The sequence below is a fragment of the Alicyclobacillus sp. SO9 genome, assembly GCF_016406125.1.
GTDB lineage: Bacteria > Bacillota > Bacilli > Alicyclobacillales > Alicyclobacillaceae > SO9.
The window spans coordinates 3,242,468-3,260,792 of the sequence record NZ_CP066339.1; the positions used below are offsets into that span (position 1 = coordinate 3,242,468).

General features: G+C 51.6%; 17 protein-coding genes. 3 read left to right on the plus strand and 14 right to left on the minus strand.

The annotated features are described in order from the left end of the window. Nucleotides 1-68: 68 nt before the first annotated feature. Together GI364_RS15245 and rpsU are read right to left on the minus strand one after the other, a co-directional pair. Nucleotides 69-509 carry a GatB/YqeY domain-containing protein gene (locus tag GI364_RS15245; protein ID WP_198850110.1) on the minus strand — a complete coding sequence of 147 codons (441 nt, stop codon included), beginning with the start codon at nucleotides 507-509 and terminating at the stop codon, nucleotides 69-71. A 70-nt stretch (nucleotides 510-579) separates the two neighbouring features. Continuing rightward, nucleotides 580-759, minus strand: a complete 180-nt coding sequence (rpsU, locus tag GI364_RS15250; protein WP_198850111.1) for a 30S ribosomal protein S21 — start codon at nucleotides 757-759, stop codon at nucleotides 580-582. A 125-nt stretch (nucleotides 760-884) separates the two neighbouring features. Here rpsU and GI364_RS15255 point away from each other — a divergent pair, with 125 nt between their 5' ends. Next, nucleotides 885-1,820 (plus strand): Na/Pi cotransporter family protein, encoded by a 936-nt coding sequence (locus tag GI364_RS15255; RefSeq protein ID WP_198850112.1) that lies wholly within the window; start codon nucleotides 885-887, stop codon nucleotides 1,818-1,820. On the opposite strand, the gene deoC is transcribed toward GI364_RS15255, so the two are convergent. The 11 genes from deoC to GI364_RS15310 form a co-directional block, all read right to left on the minus strand. After that, nucleotides 1,797-3,083, minus strand: a complete 1,287-nt coding sequence (gene deoC / locus GI364_RS15260) for a deoxyribose-phosphate aldolase (RefSeq protein ID WP_198850113.1) — start codon at nucleotides 3,081-3,083, stop codon at nucleotides 1,797-1,799. The genes GI364_RS15255 and deoC overlap by 24 nt on opposite strands. Continuing rightward, entirely contained in the window at nucleotides 3,083-4,534 is a 1,452-nt protein-coding gene (mtaB, locus tag GI364_RS15265; protein ID WP_198850114.1) for a tRNA (N(6)-L-threonylcarbamoyladenosine(37)-C(2))-methylthiotransferase MtaB, read from the minus strand. Before mtaB ends, deoC begins: the two co-directional genes overlap by 1 nt. Before the next feature lie 7 nt (nucleotides 4,535-4,541). Then, nucleotides 4,542-5,453 carry an RsmE family RNA methyltransferase gene (locus GI364_RS15270; RefSeq protein WP_198850115.1) on the minus strand — a complete coding sequence of 304 codons (912 nt, stop codon included), beginning with the start codon at nucleotides 5,451-5,453 and terminating at the stop codon, nucleotides 4,542-4,544. Continuing rightward, nucleotides 5,420-6,364, minus strand: coding sequence for a 50S ribosomal protein L11 methyltransferase (gene prmA, locus GI364_RS15275; RefSeq protein ID WP_198850116.1), 945 nt, complete (start codon nucleotides 6,362-6,364; stop codon nucleotides 5,420-5,422). Before prmA ends, GI364_RS15270 begins: the two co-directional genes overlap by 34 nt. A gap of 113 nt (nucleotides 6,365-6,477) precedes the next feature. Further along, nucleotides 6,478-7,605, minus strand: coding sequence for a molecular chaperone DnaJ (gene dnaJ / locus GI364_RS15280; RefSeq protein ID WP_198850117.1), 1,128 nt, complete (start codon nucleotides 7,603-7,605; stop codon nucleotides 6,478-6,480). Between the two features lie 104 nt (nucleotides 7,606-7,709). After that, entirely contained in the window at nucleotides 7,710-9,557 is a 1,848-nt protein-coding gene (dnaK, locus tag GI364_RS15285; RefSeq protein ID WP_198850118.1) for a molecular chaperone DnaK, read from the minus strand. Between the two features lie 62 nt (nucleotides 9,558-9,619). Further along, a complete protein-coding gene (gene grpE / locus GI364_RS15290) occupies nucleotides 9,620-10,315 on the minus strand; it encodes a nucleotide exchange factor GrpE (RefSeq protein ID WP_198850119.1) in 696 nt (231 codons plus the stop codon). A 62-nt stretch (nucleotides 10,316-10,377) separates the two neighbouring features. Then, entirely contained in the window at nucleotides 10,378-11,400 is a 1,023-nt protein-coding gene (hrcA, locus tag GI364_RS15295) for a heat-inducible transcriptional repressor HrcA (RefSeq protein WP_198850120.1), read from the minus strand. A 104-nt stretch (nucleotides 11,401-11,504) separates the two neighbouring features. Further along, a complete protein-coding gene (gene hemW, locus GI364_RS15300; protein WP_198850121.1) occupies nucleotides 11,505-12,716 on the minus strand; it encodes a radical SAM family heme chaperone HemW in 1,212 nt (403 codons plus the stop codon). A 9-nt stretch (nucleotides 12,717-12,725) separates the two neighbouring features. After that, entirely contained in the window at nucleotides 12,726-14,528 is a 1,803-nt protein-coding gene (lepA, locus tag GI364_RS15305; RefSeq protein ID WP_370541786.1) for a translation elongation factor 4, read from the minus strand. Nucleotides 14,529-14,674: 146 nt separating this feature from the next. Next, a complete protein-coding gene (locus tag GI364_RS15310) occupies nucleotides 14,675-15,238 on the minus strand; it encodes a hypothetical protein (protein ID WP_198850123.1) in 564 nt (187 codons plus the stop codon). Nucleotides 15,239-15,549: 311 nt separating this feature from the next. Here GI364_RS15310 and GI364_RS15315 point away from each other — a divergent pair, with 311 nt between their 5' ends. After that, a complete protein-coding gene (locus GI364_RS15315; protein ID WP_233095813.1) occupies nucleotides 15,550-16,458 on the plus strand; it encodes a lytic transglycosylase domain-containing protein in 909 nt (302 codons plus the stop codon). A 48-nt stretch (nucleotides 16,459-16,506) separates the two neighbouring features. On the opposite strand, the gene gpr is transcribed toward GI364_RS15315, so the two are convergent. Beyond that, nucleotides 16,507-17,565: a GPR endopeptidase gene (gpr, locus tag GI364_RS15320; protein WP_233095814.1), complete on the minus strand. Its 1,059-nt coding sequence runs from the start codon at nucleotides 17,563-17,565 to the stop codon at nucleotides 16,507-16,509. A gap of 364 nt (nucleotides 17,566-17,929) precedes the next feature. Here gpr and rpsT point away from each other — a divergent pair, with 364 nt between their 5' ends. Then, a complete protein-coding gene (gene rpsT, locus GI364_RS15325; protein WP_198850124.1) occupies nucleotides 17,930-18,199 on the plus strand; it encodes a 30S ribosomal protein S20 in 270 nt (89 codons plus the stop codon). Nucleotides 18,200-18,325: the final 126 nt, after the last annotated feature.

Here is an 18,325-nt window from a genome sequence, read left to right on the forward strand (position 1 = left end):
TCTACATGTGAGAGGGAAAAGATGTTGGAGCTATAAGTGGAAAACCACTTCATGCAGGTCGGCTATGCTTAGAGTAACTTCTGCACAACGGACTGAACGGCCTTGCCATCAGCCCGACCCCGGACCTTTGGCATCAACTGGCCCATGACTTTACCCATGTCCGCCTTGGAGCTGGCGCCTACTTCCTGTATGATTTCCGCAGCCAATTTGGATAGTTCCTCTTCGGTCATCTGCTGCGGCAGGTATTCGTTTAATATAGCAATTTCCTGGTGCGCCTGCTCAATCAAATCAGTTCGCTGCGCTTGCTCGAAGGAAGCTAGGGAATCTCTGCGCTGCTTTAGCTCCTTTTGGAGTACGGCGAGAGTTTCATCATCTGTTATGGCCTGGCCGTGCTCTAGTTCCTTGTTTCGTACAGCCGACCGAACCATCCGTAAGACAGACAGGCGAATCTTGTCCCGGTCCTTCATTGCTTGTTTCAAATCCTCTGCTAACCGTTCCGACAAATTCATCCTGTCGCAGCCTCCCTGCATCAACTAATATTACAAGATTAGTATGCACACCTTGCGAGTGCACGCCTTATTAGTATGCACGCTTTTTCTTGCGTGCAGCTTCTGCCTTTTTCTTTCGTGCAACGCTTGGCTTCTCATAGTGCTTGCGTTTCTTTGCTTCAGCCAAAACACCGTCTTTGGCTGTGGCCTTTTTAAACCGGCGAAGTGCACTGTCCAAAGACTCATTCTTTCGAAGTTTGATTTCGGACATCTCTTTCCCTCCCTCCGACCCTTGCAATCATCAATCAGACGTAATTATATTACAGCCTAATAATGCAGGTCAAACCTGTCATGATTTGCATTCGGGTTCATAAGTGTAGATTGGGGGTGTTGTCCATGTTCTTCGGCTTGCTGTTTGCAGCTGCGTCTCTCGGTGCATTTCTTGCTGGTCTGCGCGTATTGAGGTACGGACTGGAACAGCTAGCATCAGGACGGTTGCCGCAACTCCTGCAATCTGCCGTTAAGACCCCGACGCGCGGGATTCTAACAGGCCTGATTACGACGGCCGCTGTACAGAGCAGTGCAGCAATTACAGCCATCACCGTTGGCATGACTGCGGCCGGAAGTATGGCATTCAAGGATGCGCTTGGCATTGTACTAGGATCCAATGTAGGATCTACTGTGACACCCCAGATACTTACTGTCAACCTATGGAGTCTAGTGTTTCCAGCTTTTGGACTAGGACTCGTAGGATTAATCAGCCGAAAGCCCCGTTTTTTTCATCCTAGCCTCGTTTTACTCGGCTTTTCGGTAATTTTTATATCACTTCACACCTTGTCAAGCGCGTTACAGCCATTGAGTCGCTCTCCCTGGTTTGCAACTATGTTGCAAAGCGCAGGTTCGAATGCGCTCATTGCGATTCTGGCCGGCTGTATTGCCAGCGCCGCCATTCAGTCGTCGACGGCTACGACCGTCGTCACCATGGCACTGGCTGTGGATGGACTCATCCCGCTGTACGGCGGTATCGCAATTGTTCTTGGCGCAAATATCGGAACGTGTTTTACCTCTGTCATCGCGGCCCTGGGACAGTCGCGCGCTGCACAGCAAGTCGCACTCTCCCACGTACTGCTGAATGTCGGCGGCGCAGTGCTGTTTCTTCCCATTATGGGGCCGTTTGGCCATCTGAATCAGTGGCTGTCAGGCAATCCAGCACAGCAGATTGCCAATGCTCATACAATTTACAACATTGTCTGCACATTGCTTGTATGGCCTGTCGTAGGGCCGTTTGGTAGACTTGTGCAGAGGTTGTTACCGGATCATCGATACGCCTGAACTGGTTCCAAGCCGCGCAGCGCCAAAACGCAGATAGTTTTCAGCCTGTTCTTTCGAGCGAATACCTCCGGCGGCCTTTACCTTTGCGGTACCGCCGGCGATAACAGACAATAAGGCTACGTCCATTATCTTTGCTCCGCTGGGTGCGAATCCAGTGGACGTTTTCAGAAAGTCCGCCCCTGCCTCAAGGGCTGTCAGTCCTGCTTTGAGGAGTTGATCGGAGGTTAGAAAGTGAGCCTCCAGTATCACTTTCACCTGCGCCTGCAACTGATGGGCTTCATCACACACAGCCTTCACACGGTGGTAGACACTCCAGACATCGTCTTCTCGCATGGAGCCCACTGGGATGACCATATCGACTTCTCTTGCCCCAGCTTCCACGACAGCTCTAGCCTCTGCGGCCAAAGCTTCCGTAACTGTGGCTCCGAGAGGAAAGCCGACTACGGCACAAGGAATGGTCTCCGTTCCAGCCAGACCCTGTGCGACCAAACCTGCATATTGAGGGTTCACACACACTCCGCCAAATTCGTAAGTTCTGGCTTCATCCACCAAGCGAAGGACATCAGGCACCCGTGCTTCCGGTTTCAGCAAGGTGTGTTCAATGGCTTTGGCAATCTCAGGCACAGACCCAGATGCTTTTGGTAAGTCATAGTCGGTTTGCTTAGGTGCACCTCGTTTAGACCACTCTGGCGCGGTCACTGCCAATTCATGTACGACGCTCTCCATCAGCCGAGTAACCAAGTCTTTGTGTGAAGACCACTCTTGGGCCAGGTCATCGAGGCTGGTAGATGCAGAAACCGATCTCCAGGCCTTCTCCATATCAAGCTCTGTCCATTCCCACAGAACCTTTGCCTTGGGCAGAACCCATGACCAGTTTTCGTATCCACTCTGGTGGTGCAGACTGTTTGCTTTCTCCCAGTCTGCGAAAAAAGCACCGTCTACCTCTTCCTCCTGTGCCACCGGACTTGCCGAGTTGTCTTCTGCGGCAAGCAGGAATAAACGGACCTGTTTGCGAACTTCCTCACCGTCTCGCGTAATGAGGTATTCAATTCGTCCCAATGGGGACACAATGCGAGAAGCTATGCCCGTCTCCTCACGAATTTCCCGAACTGCTGCCTCTTCCCACGTCTCGCCCGGTTCAAGGTGTCCCTTCGGAAACGTAACATGTCCGTAGGCATCGTGAATCAGCAGCACTTCAGGTCCGCTCTTCGTCGTCCTCACAACCAGTCCACCAGCTGCTCGCTCAACCCTTTTCTCCGCCATTACAGAGCCTCCTGCCGTGATTTGGTGTCTGTGAAACGCTCCTCTGGGATCCGCTCCTCTGGGGTGCGCTCCGCAGTAATGTTGTCCGCAGTGATGACTGAAGTAAATTGGCCAACTTGCAAGGTGCTTGAGGCTTCAGTCAGTGTTATGGCGCACACTTCCCCGATGAGGCTCTCTGGCATCATGCCATCGGGCACCGGGAAGGTAACTTTCAAATAATTGTCAGCATGGCCGGTCAGCCAGAATCCGGGTTTTGCACCGGGTCCTTCGCCTGGATTGGCATCTTCAAGATGAAGCGGTTCCTCTGGAATGACTTCAAGCACACGTCCGCTAAACTGATTGGCATAGTCCTTTGTCAGTTGATTGGACAGATCAATCAACTGTGAGACACGTCTTTCCTTGTCTTCCTCAGCTACTTGCTGTGTGAATTTCGCCGCCGGGGTGCCGGTCCTTGGCGAGTATGGAAAGACATGCAATTGTGAGAAGCGCTGGTTGCGGACAAACTGCTCAGTTGCTTCAAAATACTCGTCTGATTCTCCTGGGAAGCCGACGATAATATCACTGGTTATGGCTAATTCGGGCAGAACCGTGCGAATCTTATCCAGCTTGGCCCCGAATTCTTCTACAGTATAATGCCGGTTCATCTTCTTCAGCACCTGATTATGGCCCGCTTGAAGCGGAATGTGCAGGTGCTTGCAGACTTTTGTGGACTGCCCGAGAACCTCAATCAACTCGTCATCAATCTCGCTGGCTTCGATGGAACTGATTCTTACTCTATAGAGTTCGTCAATCTGCTCCAAATCTCTTAATAAATTGGCAAGTCGGTAGTCTTGCAAATCGGCACCGTAGCCCCCGGTGTGAATGCCGGTAAGGACGATTTCCCGATAGCCAGCCGTAGCCAGTTTTCTTGCCTGGGCTACAATGTTCTCCGGTTTGCGGCTGCGAATTAAGCCTCTGGCATAGGGTATGATGCAGAATGTACAGAAGTTGTTGCAACCGTCCTGAATCTTCAGGTTGGCACGGGTTCTGTCTTCAAAATACGGCACGTCCATTTCTTCAAAATCCCGCGTCTTAAGAATATTTCCCACGGCTTGATAGGGATGCTGCTCCTGCTGAACTTCCTCCACCAATTCTACAATTTTGGACTTTCTGTCGTTTCCCACAACGACATCGACTCCAGCAATTGCAGCGATTTCCTGCGGCGCAATTTGGGCGTAGCAACCTGTTACCGCAACCACCGCATCCGGGTTGGTCCGCACCGCACGACGAATCATTTGTCGCGACTTACGGTCACCCGTATTGGTCACGGTACACGTATTAATCACATAGACGTCTGCTTGTTCGTGAAACTCCTTTTGCGCGTAGCCGGCGTGTTTGAACACCTGCCAGATGGCCTCTGTATCGTAGTAGTTGACTTTGCAACCAAGTGTGTGAAATGCAACGGTTGGCACGCTTGACTCAACCTCCTAAATCACCAAATTCATATAGTATTGCGGTCAGGGCCGCGACTCCGGCCGTCTCTGTACGCAGGATACGCGGTCCGAGTGTAACGGCTCTCGCATTGGCTCCGACCCACGTACTCCGCTCCTCATCTGACCAACCGCCCTCCGGTCCAATCACAATCACCACTGGTGTCTCGCCGGAATTGGCTGCTGGTTTCAATTCTGCGTCGGCCTTTGAACGCGATGAGGCTCCGTCTGCCCGGGTGCGCCGCTCGCTCGACTCGCTGTGCAGCCCGTTCATCTCAGTGCGCAGGCCGCTCGACTCCCTGTGCAGGCCGTTCAGAACGCTTCGCAGACCGTTCACGGACTCACCTTCATCGAGCAGCAGCAGATGTGGTGCGTGCATGCTATGAACCCATTCAAGAACACCTGAGAAAGCAGATGCATACTTGATTACTGGTATTGTATCACGCTGGCATTGCACTGCAGCCTCCTTGGCCACCTTCTGCCATCGTGCAAGTTTACCGGGGATCTTATCCTTCTTCAGCCTTGCCACGGACCGCTCGCTTTCATACAGCATCACCCCGGCTGCACCGACTTCCGTGCATTTCTGAATGACAGTATCCACTTTATCAGCTTTTGCCATGGCTTGCACTACGTAGACAGCATGCCTCGGATCCCGTTTCTGCAACTGCTCCTGAATCACAAGCACCACGCTTCCTGCCTGCTTGTCTACTGCCGTGACAACGGCCAGGTAGCCAGTTCCTGCCGCTGCTACAGTAGCCTGTTCACCTGGTTGTGCACGCAAGACACGCGCAAAATGGTGGCCGTCATCTCCAGCCACTGTAACTTTGTCTCCCACGGCAACTGCGCTATCCAAAAACACACGGGGCATCATACTGGTTTCACCGCCAGTCCAGCAACCCAACCATCACGCTCCAGCACTTTGGTTAACTCCAGGTGAACTGCGCCAAGTGCTGCTTGTACGACTGGAACGTCGCGTTCCAAAAAGCCTGACATGACAAATTGACCGCCAGGCGCCAACTGCCTTGCGACTGCGGGAGTCAGACTGACAACGATATCGCGCAGAATGTTCGCAACCACAACGTCGTACGTATCAGGCTGCAGTTCCTTTAATAAGTCGCTTTGCTGCACCTTGAGTTCCTCTGCCACGCCGTTGTCGGCGGCGTTCTGTGTTGTTACGTGGACGGCGACGGGATCGACATCGACAGCCATGACATCTGTTGCCCCCAACCGCAGCGCAGCAATGGATAAAACCCCGGTTCCGCAGCCCACATCCAGCACCTTTTTTTGCGGCTCAACAATCTCTTCCAAAAGTTCCATGCAGAGCTGTGTCGTTGCATGGACACCCGTTCCGAAAGCGCGCCCAGGTTCAAGGTAAATCGGACGTCGTTCCGCAGGAACGGGCTTGTCTCTATCCCATTTGGGTACAACAATCAACTGCTGACCAACTGGTATGGCGGAAAAATCCTGCTGCCAGACACTCTGCCAAGCGGACTCATCAACAAGCATATAGGTCCAGGAAAGTGCACTGATTTCTGCCTCGGCCGTCTCCGCCGATGCGACCATGTTGGTAAGCCGCTGTTCAATTTGAACTTCGGTCACCCAGTTAGGGAGATAGACTTTCACCCGCGTCTCTGCGGCATCCTGGTTCTGTAATTCCTCCGAAAACCATTCACCGTATTCAGGATGCAAAGGACCTCCCGAGATGTAACCATCGTAAAATACCCCCTGTACCTCCGGCCATTCCATCAACAATGCCGCAACTGTCTCTGCGTCCTGCGGCAGACACTTCACCGAAACTTCCCACCACTGCACGACAGGCCCTCCCTTTTTCCGTTGATTTCAGTCAGCTTGCATGAGAACTGACAGCATAAACTAAGAAACGGGCAACCCACGACCGGGCCGCCCGTTCTATTCTTCAAGGTACCTCAGTTGTCGCCGAGAAAAGCACTGCGCATACGCTCCATAAAACTCCTGGTCTGCTCATTCGGGTTTTGACCGAGTTCCCTGCCGAGCTCACGGAGTAAGTCTCGCTGAGCTTCGTTCAAATTGGTGGGGGTGACCACATTCACGCGAACGTGCTGGTCTCCTCGGTGGGACGAGTTCGGGCGAACAACTCCCTTGCCGCGTAATCTAAACGAAGTGCCTGTCTGCGTACCTTCCGGGATTCGCAGTTCGACTTTTCCGTCCAACGTGGGAACTTCAATTTCATCACCCAGGGCCGCTTGGACAAAAGTAATGGGAACATCTACATATACATTCGTGCCGTCCCGTTCAAACAAGTCATGCTCTTTCACACGAATGAGAACGTACAAATCCCCAGGCTGACCGCCCGAAGCGCTGGTTTCACCGGCACCTGGCACGCGCAGGCGCATACCTGTGTCCACGCCCGCGGGAACATTGATTTTCACCTTGCGTCGCACGCGTTTTCGTCCATTGCCATGACAGTCGGTGCAAGGATGTTCAATCACTACACCTCGGCCGTGACAGGTGGAACAAACCTTACGATTCACCATTCTTCCGAAGGGCGTATTCACCACTTGCTGCTGCTCGCCGCTGCCGCCGCACACGGTACATTTTTCTACTTTTGTGCCAGGTGTTGCACCGTTTCCTCCACAGGTTGGACAACTCTCAGTTCTCGGAATCTGAACTTCCTTCTCAGCTCCGAAAGCTGCTTCCTCAAACTCAATTTGCAATTCGTACTCCAAGTCTTCGCCGCGTGCCGGACCGCGTTGACGCCCGCCGCCAAAAAACATATCGAAAATATCGCCAAAGCCGCCAAAGTCCTCGAATCCGGCACCACCGCCGAAACCGCCGCCACCCATGCCTTGGGATGGGTCTGCATGACCGAATTGATCGTAATTCGAACGCTTCTGCTGGTCTGACAGGACATCGTACGCCTCTGAGACCTCTTTGAACCTGGTTTCAGACTCCGGATCTTCCTTGTTTACGTCCGGATGATACTTACGAGCGAGTTTTCGATACGCTTTTTTTATTTCTTCGGGGGACGCATTCTTGTCCACGCCCAGCACTTCATAATAATCCCGCTTGCTCACGGACGACCTCCTCCCGCCTTGTACGCCTTGTAACAAGAGACAGGGATACCGCTAGTGCGTGCATCCCTGCCCATATATTTCTAAGCACTCAAGCCGTCAAACGCTTATTTCTTATCATCATCGACTACTTTGTAGTCCGCGTCAACGACGTTGTCGTCATCGGACTTGCCAGACTGGCCGTCTGCGGCACCCGCACCGCCGTCTGCACCCTGGTCCTGACCTGCTTGCTCATACAGTTTGCTGGACAGCTTGTGCAGCACTTCTGTCAGTTCATCCGATGCAGTCTTAATAGCATCTGTATCGTCGCCGGATAATGCATCGCGAAGTTTTTGTTGTTTCTCTTCCGTTTCTTTCTTCAGTTCTTCATCTGCCTTGTCGCCCAAGTCTTTGAGAGACTTGTCAGTCTGGTACAAGAGCTGGTCTGCCTGATTGCGAATTTCAACCTGCTCACGGCGCTTTTTGTCTTCCTCAGCGTGTTTTTCTGCTTCGTCCATCATGCGCTCGACTTCGTCATCTGACAAACCGCTGGAAGCTGTAATGGTAATCTGTTGGCTCTTACCTGTGCCCATGTCTTTTGCAGAGACATTTACAATACCGTTGGCGTCGATATCGAACGACACCTCAATTTGCGGTACACCGCGGGGCGCTGGCGGAAGGTCCGTCAGGCTGAACCGACCCAGTGTCTTGTTGCCGCTGGCCATTTCCCGTTCACCTTGGAGAACATGAATTTCAACAGATGTCTGGTTGTCGGCCGCAGTTGAAAAGATCTGACTCTTCGATGTCGGAATCGTGGTGTTGCGATCAATCAAGCGTGTAAACACACCGCCAAGTGTCTCGATACCAAGAGACAGAGGGGTTACATCAAGAAGCACGACGTCTTTCACGTCGCCTGTCAGGACGCCTGCCTGAATGCCTGCACCAAGAGCAACCACTTCGTCAGGGTTAACACCTTTGGAGGGGTCTTTTCCAATCAACTTTTTGATGGCCTCTTGGACGGCTGGAATACGGGTCGAACCGCCGACCAACACAACCTTATCCACCTGGCTTGCAGAGAGACCGGCGTCTTTGAGCGCCTGGCGTGTCGGACCCAGGGTTTTTTCAACGAGATCGGCTGTAATTTCGTCAAATTTTGCACGGCTGATATTGACTTCCAAGTGCTTCGGTCCGGTGGAATCTGCTGAAATAAACGGCAGAGACACAGTCGTTGTCAGGGTAGAAGACAATTCTTTCTTGGCTTTTTCACCAGCATCCTTCAAACGCTGCATCGCCATGCGGTCCTTGCTCAGGTCAATTCCGGTGTCCTTTTTAAAGGAATCAATCAGGTAATCCATAACACGTTGGTCAAAGTCATCGCCGCCCAAGTGGTTGTTACCGCTGGTGGCTTTTACTTCGAACACACCGTCGCCCAATTCGAGCAGAGAAACGTCAAAGGTACCGCCGCCAAGGTCGTAGACCAAAATGGTCTGATCGCCGTCCTTGTCAAGACCGTACGCCAGCGCTGCCGCCGTCGGTTCATTCACAATGCGGAGGACTTCGAGTCCTGCGATTTTACCGGCGTCTTTTGTAGCTTGGCGCTGGCTGTCACTGAAATACGCGGGCACCGTAATAACGGCCTGAGAGACAGTCTCGCCCAGGTACGCTTCTGCATCAGCTTTCAGCTTCTGCAGTATCATCGCGGAAATCTCCTGCGGTGTGTACTTGCTGTCGTCGATTGCAACCTTTCGGTCTGTACCCATATCCCGCTTAATGGAAATAATCGTACGGTCAGGATTGGTAATGGCTTGCCGCTTTGCAACGTCGCCCACCAATCTTTCTCCGTCTTTGCTGAATGCAACAACGGACGGCGTCGTCCGATTTCCTTCTGAATTCGGAATTACGGTGGATTCTCCACCTTCCATAACAGCTACGCAAGAGTTTGTGGTTCCCAAGTCAATCCCAATTACTTTTGCCATGTGACGATATCCTCCTCATGAAAAGTTGACGCTTTGCGCCAAATCTTGATGGCGTAATTTAATTAGCTGGTCACTTTGACCATTGCAGGACGCAACACTTGCCCGTGAACTGTGTAGCCTTTCTGCAGTTCGGCTAGAACCACTCCCGGTTCTTTCCCTTCTGCGGGCTCCTGCATGACTGCCTCATGTACCTTTGGATCAAAAGGCTGGTCCACAACATTCATCGGCTCTACGCCGTGTTTCTGTAAAACATCCACCAATTGTTTGTGAACCATTTCGATACCCGTCTTCAATTCAGATATATCGCTATCGCCGGCAACAGCGTCCAATGCACGCTCAAAATTGTCAACCACCGGCAGCAGCTCTTCAAGCAACTTTTTGGTTGCAAACTGCTTTAAATCTTCTTTTTCCTGGCGAGTCCGCCGACGGAAATTGTCAAAATCGGCTTTTGTACGCAGAAGTTGCTGCGTCAAATCATTGATTTGAGCATCTTTCTCATCAGGCTGAGCAGACTTTTCTTCTGACGATTCACCAGTTTCATTCGACGCATCTGATCCGTTTTCTACACCAGCGCCCTCGTTCACACCCGACACATCGTCGGTATCGTCTGACTCAGTTACGATTTCTGCTTCGAAAACCTCAGCTTGCTCCTCTGTGGAGGCATTGTCATGTTCTGAGTCTACACTTTTTTCACCATTCACTGGCTGAGACGTTTTCTTCTCGGTGCCGGCGTCCTGCTTTTTTTGTTTGGATTTCATGAAAAGCCATTACCTCCCAAGACAAGTCATTGCCGCAAGAACAAAGACGGATACCTGCCTATTTACAAGAATTCACGAAACAAGCGCGACAATGAACCAGACGTGTAGTTCAAAATCTGCATGACCCGCGAGTAATCCATGCGAGTTGGACCGACAATTCCGATTCGGCCTACCGGCACACCCGAGAGTGTATAGTCCGCTGAAATAACCGTACAGTCCTGCAGGGTCGGGAACGGATTCTCCTTACCAATTCGCACTTGGATTCCTGTTTGTTGCGGCAGCAATTGTTCAGCTGCTTCAGCCCGCTCGAGCAGTTCGAGCAAAGGCCTCACTTTTTCTACATCCCGAAATTCCGGTTGAGCCAAAATATTTGTGGTTCCATCCACGTACACCTTGGCATTCTGATCTGGAATATTCGTGAATCCATCCAAAAATTCCAGAGCCCCTTCATACCGCTCCATAACAGCTGATAGTTCGGCTGATAATTCACGGTACATTTTTGAGCGAACCTTTGACAGCGGCGTGTCTGAAATTTTGTCATTTAGCAGATTCATAATCTGGACCACATCGTCCATATCCATATCAGGTGGAATTCGGACATGCTTGTTCAGTACATTTCCCGTATTGGTAACCAAAATCGCCACAGCTTTCCCCGAAGCGAGAGGAATTAACTGCAACTCACGAATGGTTTCCTCCGACATTTTCGGACCTAATACAATGGAAGTATACTGAGTCAACTGGGAAAGGACTGTCGCTGTCTGCTGCAAAAGCCGCTCAATCTCATCAATACGCTGACGAAACAATTCACGCAGAGCGCCTACGTTGACGATGTTCAACGTATCCTGAGCCAACAGGTTATCGACGTAGAACCGATACCCCTTCTGCGACGGAATGCGCCCAGCAGATGTATGAGGCTGGTCCAAGTACCCCAGTTCCTCTAAATCCGCCATCTCATTCCGAATGGTAGCGGCACTAAAATGAATTTGATGGTGCTTTGACAACGCGCGCGAGCCAATCGGTTCAGCGGAGAGCACATAGTCCTGGACAATGGCGCTCAAAATCAGTTTCTGGCGTTCTGATAACACCGCTGTTCCCCCTCACGTCAGCCGTCCCTTTTACTTTCGTTAGCACTCTCTGTCGTTGAGTGCTAAGCTGACACTTTTGACAATAGCAAGTCACTGGCAAATTGTCAATTGTCCAACAGGGCCCCCACAAATTCTTCAAAAACCAAATTTGCGATGGGCCAAGCCATGGGCGTGAGGCGGAGCGTATCGTCCGCCCATTCAAGCAAACCTTGACCTTCCAGTCGTTCAATCACACTGCGGAACAACTCCAACATGCCAGTTCCGTGTAAAGCTCGAAAGCGACTGTCTGAAACACCTTCTCGAAGCCGGAGACCCAGCATCATAGTGTTTTCTGCATACTCCTCCGCCGTAACCTCATGACTGTCTGCCACAGGGCGTTTCCCGTTTCTCACGGCATCAATGTACTGAGAGAGGTGTCTCGTGTTTTCATACCGCGTTTGCATCACATAACCGTGTGCACCCACACCGGCAGCCAGGTATGGTTCGTTGTGCCAATAGACCAAATTGTGAACAGAGGCTGCCCCAGGCAGAGCAAAGTTACTGATTTCATAGTGCTCGTACCCTGCGTCTGTGAGGAGTCTGCGCACCTCTTCATACATATCTGCTTCCGCATCTTCACCAGGCAAGGGCAGCATCCCCTGCTCCTGCCAATCGTGAAAGGGTGTCCCTTTTTCAACCTTTAACCAATAGGCAGACACATGTTCAAGGTTGTAATCCAAAAAGCGCTGAATTGATGCTCTTACATCCAACAAAGTCTGGTCCGGCAGACCGAACATCAAGTCGATGCTAATCCGTTTAAAACCGGCACTTTGCGCCATTCTGATGCTCTTGTCCACAGTGTCTGCATCGTGCAGCCTGCCAATGGCCAGAAGCAGTGTATCATTGAAAGTCTGCGCCCCAAAGCTGATTCGATTGACGCCGTACTGCCGCAGCATCCGCAGTTTCTCTTCTGTGACTGTCCCTGGATTCGCTTCAATCGTAAATTCTGCGTCCTCCTTTAACTGAAAGGAGTCCTGAATCCCCTTCAACAGACGCTCCAACTGCTCCACGGACAGCAAAGTGGGGGTTCCTCCCCCGATGAAAACCGACTTAAGGGGGGTTGTGTGCATTTCCGACAACCACTTCAACTCTTGAAGCAAAGCATCCAGATACGTCTCACGAACGGGATGGGGCGCGACAAAAGTAGCAAAGTCACAGTAGTGACACCGACTGCCGCAAAACGGAATGTGAACATACAGGGCCGTGGGTGCGGCAGTTTGCTGAAGCAGTGTTGAACGTACAGAAGAAGACAAAATCACCACAATCCCTTGCTCCATTTTGGGCTGTTACTCCATTTTCAAGACAGCCATAAACGCCTCCTGAGGCACCTCAACGCGCCCCACTTGTTTCATGCGTTTTTTTCCTTCCTTTTGTTTCTCAAGCAATTTCCGTTTTCTCGATATATCGCCGCCATAACACTTTGATAGAACGTTCTTGCGCATGGCTCGAATGGTTTCACGAGCCACAACCCTGTTGCCGATTGCAGCCTGAATAGGAACTTCAAACATTTGCCGAGGAATCAAATCCTTCAGCTTCTCACATAAGGCTCTTCCGCGGTAAAAGGCTTTGTCCTTATGAACAATGAAAGACAGTGCATCCACAACCTCGCCGTTCAGCAAGATATCCATCTTCACAAGTTGGGATTCCTTATAGCCCACAAGCTCATAGTCGAAAGAAGCGTAGCCCTTGGTTGACGACTTGAGCCGGTCAAAAAAGTCGTACACAATTTCGGACAGAGGCAGTTCATACACAATTGTAGCCCGATTCTCGTCCAGGTACTGCATATCCTTAAACTGTCCGCGTTTCTCTTGGCACAATTCCATGACAGCTCCAACAAAGTCGTTGGGGACAATGACAGACGCCTTCACATACGGCTCTTCCACCATCAGAATTTTATCTGCACCAGGCATCTCGCTGGGATTATCAATCTCAATCCTGGAGTTATCAGTCAATGTGACACTAAATACGACACTCGGTGCTGTCGTAATCAGCGTCAAACCGTATTCCCGCTCCAGGCGCTCCTGAATAATCTCCATGTGTAAAAGACCCAGAAACCCGCAACGAAAACCAAAACCTAGAGCAGACGAAGTCTCGGGCTCAAAGGTCAGCGCTGAATCGTTCAAACCGAGTTTTTCCAAGGCATCGCGCAAGTCGTGAAAATCGTTGCTGTCTACCGGGTAAAGACCGCAAAAAACCATTGGATTCACTTTTCTGTAACCTGGCAGAGGGAGTTTCGCCTGACGCGCAGCCTCTGTCACTGTATCGCCGACGCGAGCCTGCTTGACATCTTTGATACTTCCAAACAGGTAGCCCACTTCGCCCGCAGACAGGGTGTCAACACTTGTCATGGCCGGCCGAAAAACACCGACTTCGGCCACTTCGAACTCAGCTCCGGTTTGCATCATATGAACTTTCATGCCCGGTTTGATCGATCCGTTCATCACACGAATATACACAATGACCCCGCGGTAGGAGTCGTAGTGTGAATCAAAAACCATAGCCTGCAGAGGCTCTTGTAAATCTCCCTGCGGCGGCGGCACTTTTGTAACAATTTGCTCAAGGATGTCTTCGATGCCAATCCCCGCTTTAGCCGACGCAAGCACCGCATCACTGGCATCAAGCCCCACAATATCCTCAATTTCCTGACGGACCTTGTCAGGCTCGGCACTGGGTAAATCAATCTTGTTGATAACGGGCAAAATCTCCAAGTCGTTCTCCAGCGCCAGGTACACATTGGCAAGGGTTTGTGCCTCTATGCCCTGCGCGGCATCTACAATCAGCAGTGCACCTTCACAAGCCGCCAGACTTCTCGAGACTTCATACGTGAAGTCCACATGGCCAGGCGTATCGATGAGATTCAAAATATATTCTTCGCCGTCACGGGCTTTGTAAACAAGCCGAACCGCCTGCAGTTTAATGGTGATTCCCCGCTCTTGCTCCAACTCGAGCTGGTCGAGCAGTTGATCGTGCATCTCCCGCTCTGTCACCGTATGAGTATGTTCCAGGATGCGGTCTGCTAAGGTTGACTTTCCGTGATCGATATGCGCAATAATAGAAAAATTTCGGATGCGCTCCTGTCCACTCGGCACGCACGCAGCCTCCTCACAAGTCATAAATAGGCCGCGCTCACAGGCGCGGCTATCACACGTTTAAGGTCAACGGTCATTATATCATTGCCAGGTTCTCTAAACAACAGATACAGCATAAATCTACTCGCAAGGACCCCTGCAACAGGTCACTGCAGAACATTTGTGCCTGAACCTTGCAATCCGGTGGACGTTCGCGTGTTGCCGGAACTCTGCGGTGTAGTGGAAGCCTGAGGGCGCTCAAGAAACAAAATCCGAATCATGCCCGACAAGACATTTCCGAAGGCCTGTTGAACGTGTTCTCCCACCACGACGCCGCCCCGATCCAGAGCCTGCCCCACGGGACTTGTCATCGTCACAGCCTGACTTTGTTCTGATGGCACAGCACCGGTGTGAGAGGCTGACCCGACACCGCTGGAAGTGCTGTTTGTCCCGCCAGAACCGGCTTGCCCTTGCCCCTGCGAAACGTGGTTGCCTGTTGAACCCGGGTACTGAGCGTTGGATCCGGTGGTCCCTGAAACCCCTGCGGCAATACCGGACGGACCCGTCGCTGCATGCACTGCTGACAACGAGGGCTTGGTCGACAGAGTGTTGAGACCTGCAGCCAAGACCGACAATACAGCCGCTGCACCGCCGGTCAGGAGCAGCAGAAACAAGCCCGCGGCTACCAGCTTTTTCGCAAATTCCGAAACCCGCCTAATCTCTTCATTCATGGGATCATCCCTCTTCTAACGGATTTGACTTTCATCACATCACTGGGTCATATCATCATTGGGTCATTGCGTCATTGCGCCATCGCATCATCACATCACTGGGGCATCGCGAACCAATCTGTCTATCAGAAAACCATCATCAAGAACTCATCTGTCAGCTGATTCATCTGTCAATGAATTTGTTGTTAAGCGATTTATTTTTAGCGGATTCATATCAGTGTTAGTCGAATATATGAATAGAACTCGTAGATTATGACTCATAGAAATGATAGACTGAGAGAGTAAAAATTAGGAACAAAGAGGGGACGAGAGTGACAAACTCCGTAAACTGGCAAACGCCGGCAAATCTGTGGCCCAGCCAATCGAATCAGTTTCAGGCGGCCAAGACGAACAGTCTAAACAACACAAGCAACCCTAGCTCAACTGGATCTGCGTTCAACAACCTGCTAGCTACTTTGGTACAAGAGGAAACAGCTCTTCTGCAAACTGAGGCAGCAGCTTCAGGAAGCATGGGACTTGGCGCGGGATTAGCGTCCACATCGGCCCAATCCAGTGGTTCCCTCATGCCCGCAAGTTCCTTCATGCCCGCAAACAGTTCAACGGCGCTATTGTCTATGCTTTTAGGCCCTTCTTTTTCGTCCGGAACGACAACCGCAGTATCGCCGTTTACATCCGGAAACTTCGGAACAACCAGCCCAAGCTGGATTGGGAACGCATCCATTTCAGGTTTTCCTGTCACTTCGTCAAGCAACCCTGTCACTTCTTCTAGCAACAAAGCAATCAAGCAAGCTGTAACAGCCGCTGCAAATAAATACGGATTGCCAGAGCAACTGCTAAATGCGGTCATTCATCAAGAATCCGGCTTTAATCCAACAGCTACCAGCAAAGTGGGGGCAATGGGATTGATGCAATTGATGCCAGGCACAGCGCAGGCACTTGGCGTACAGAATCCCTATAGCATCCAGGATAACGTCGACGGCGGTGCAAAGTACCTGTCCCAACTGCTCCATCAATTCAACGGAAACGTGCCTCTGGCATTGGCCGGTTACAACGCTGGCCCCTCAGCCGTAAAGCATTACGGCGGTGTTCCACCGTATCCTGAAACTCAGCATTACGTTCGCAACATCTTGTCGGCCTTGTCTTCCTCCTCGTCCGTGTTATCTTCGTCGGCCATGTCATCTTCCTCGCCGTCTTCAACGCAAACGCCGGCCCAGTTATAACCAGTTATAATCAGGACATGCTATTGGGCCGTGCGTGTAACCAGCCTCTCAGTGTGTCAAAAGATTGGCTTCCTCCATGGACATTCCGCTGTGAAGGGCTAAATTCAGCCCTTTGGCAATAATGTTGGCAACGTCCTCCACGAATTCGTCAATTTCCTTCGGCGTGACCATCAGATTGTTTCCCAGCGGTTCAAGCAGCTCCTTCACCATTTGACGCTTTTCCGGTCCGCTCAATTGGCCGAGGATCTCACTGGCACCGTTTCCCGGCACAGACTGCTGCAGTTGCTGTACGACTTTCTCAATCGCGTCGCCTGCAATCGTTGCGGCATCAAGCACGGTGGGTACGCCAATTCCTATCACAGGGACACCGAGGGTCTGCTCAGTAATGCCTTTGCGATGATTCCCGACTCCTGACCCAGGATGAATGCCATTGTCGGCGACTTGGATGGTTGCGTTAACGCGAGCGATCGATCGCGATGCCAACGCATCAATCGCCACCACCAACCCCGGCTTTACATGCTCAACAATTCCTCTGACAATCTCCAGCGTTTCAATCCCTGTGATGCCCAAGACCCCCGGAGAGACCGCCGAAACCACACGATATCCTTCACCCGCCAGTTCTGGCATCATGGACATCAAGTGTCTCGTCACAAACAGGCGCTCCACCGCTAACGGACCCAATGAGTCCGGTGTGACTTGAGCATTGCCTAAGCCCACAACCAAGACCGGAGCCTCCTCGTCCGCGGGGATAAGCTTTCGCATTTCATCTGCGAAGCGTTCTACAACTCGGCCTTGCAAATCGGGATCATGGCGCCTCAACTTTGGTGCTTCCAGAGATATGTAGGTCCCCATCTCTTTGCCAATTTCCCGCTCACCTTCAGGCGTCTCCACAGTGACACGAGTCACGGTAAGGTCCTCGTCGTCCGTATCCGTCGCCATCGTAACACCGTTAAACTCCCTGGCATCACGCTGCCCCCGAGCCAGTTCGTGTGCCTCAACAGCCAGGTCAAGCCGAGGACTGGCGAGTCTGTCCGCAGGCTCTCGCCACTTGTTGTTTTGGATGTTATGTGCAGATTGGAACCAATGGTATTTGCTGTAGGCCATCATAAATCCCTCCGTAGAACCATGTTCAATCTCTGTGTAGGAGTAGTTATACCCAAATAGGCTTCGCTTCTTGTACACCTGCTTATACTGCAGCCAGCGGTGGTGCGGTGCGGGTGCGGGTGCGGGTGCGGGTGCGGGTGCGGGTGCGGGTGCGGGTGCGGAAGGGCGCAAGGGCGCAAGGGCGCAAGGGCGCAAGGGAAAGAGGGAAAGCTTACTCAAGGCTTTCCGCACAGTTTATTTACCAATTGCGATAGAATCAGTCAGAGAATAACGTCCAACCGTTAAGGCGGATTGAAAACTTGTTGCAGCACCTAGTACCGTGTGGTAAACTAATTGCCGTCTGTATACGGAACAAGGAGGTGAGACTGTGCCAAATATTAAATCTGCTGAAAAACGTGTTCGCATCACGACTAAACGCAATCTTCACCAGGTTGCCCTTCGTTCTGCACTCCGAACTACTTTAAAGAAGTTTGAAACTGCAGTTGTAGGGAACGATGCCGAACAAGCTCGCCTAGCCTTGAATATTGCGACGCGCGCGCTCGACAAAGCAGCTTCCAAAGGCCTTATCCACAAAAATAAAGCCAGCCGGAAAAAGTCTCGCTTGACGCGTCGATACAATACGATGGCTCAAGCATAAATGACAGCACACGAAACGACCCTGAACAGTTATCCAGGGTCGTTTTATAGTGGAGAAACTTCATCACACTTAAGTTCTTTTACCATAGCAGGACTACGGTTTAGTTTCATAAGGAAATCTTGCGTG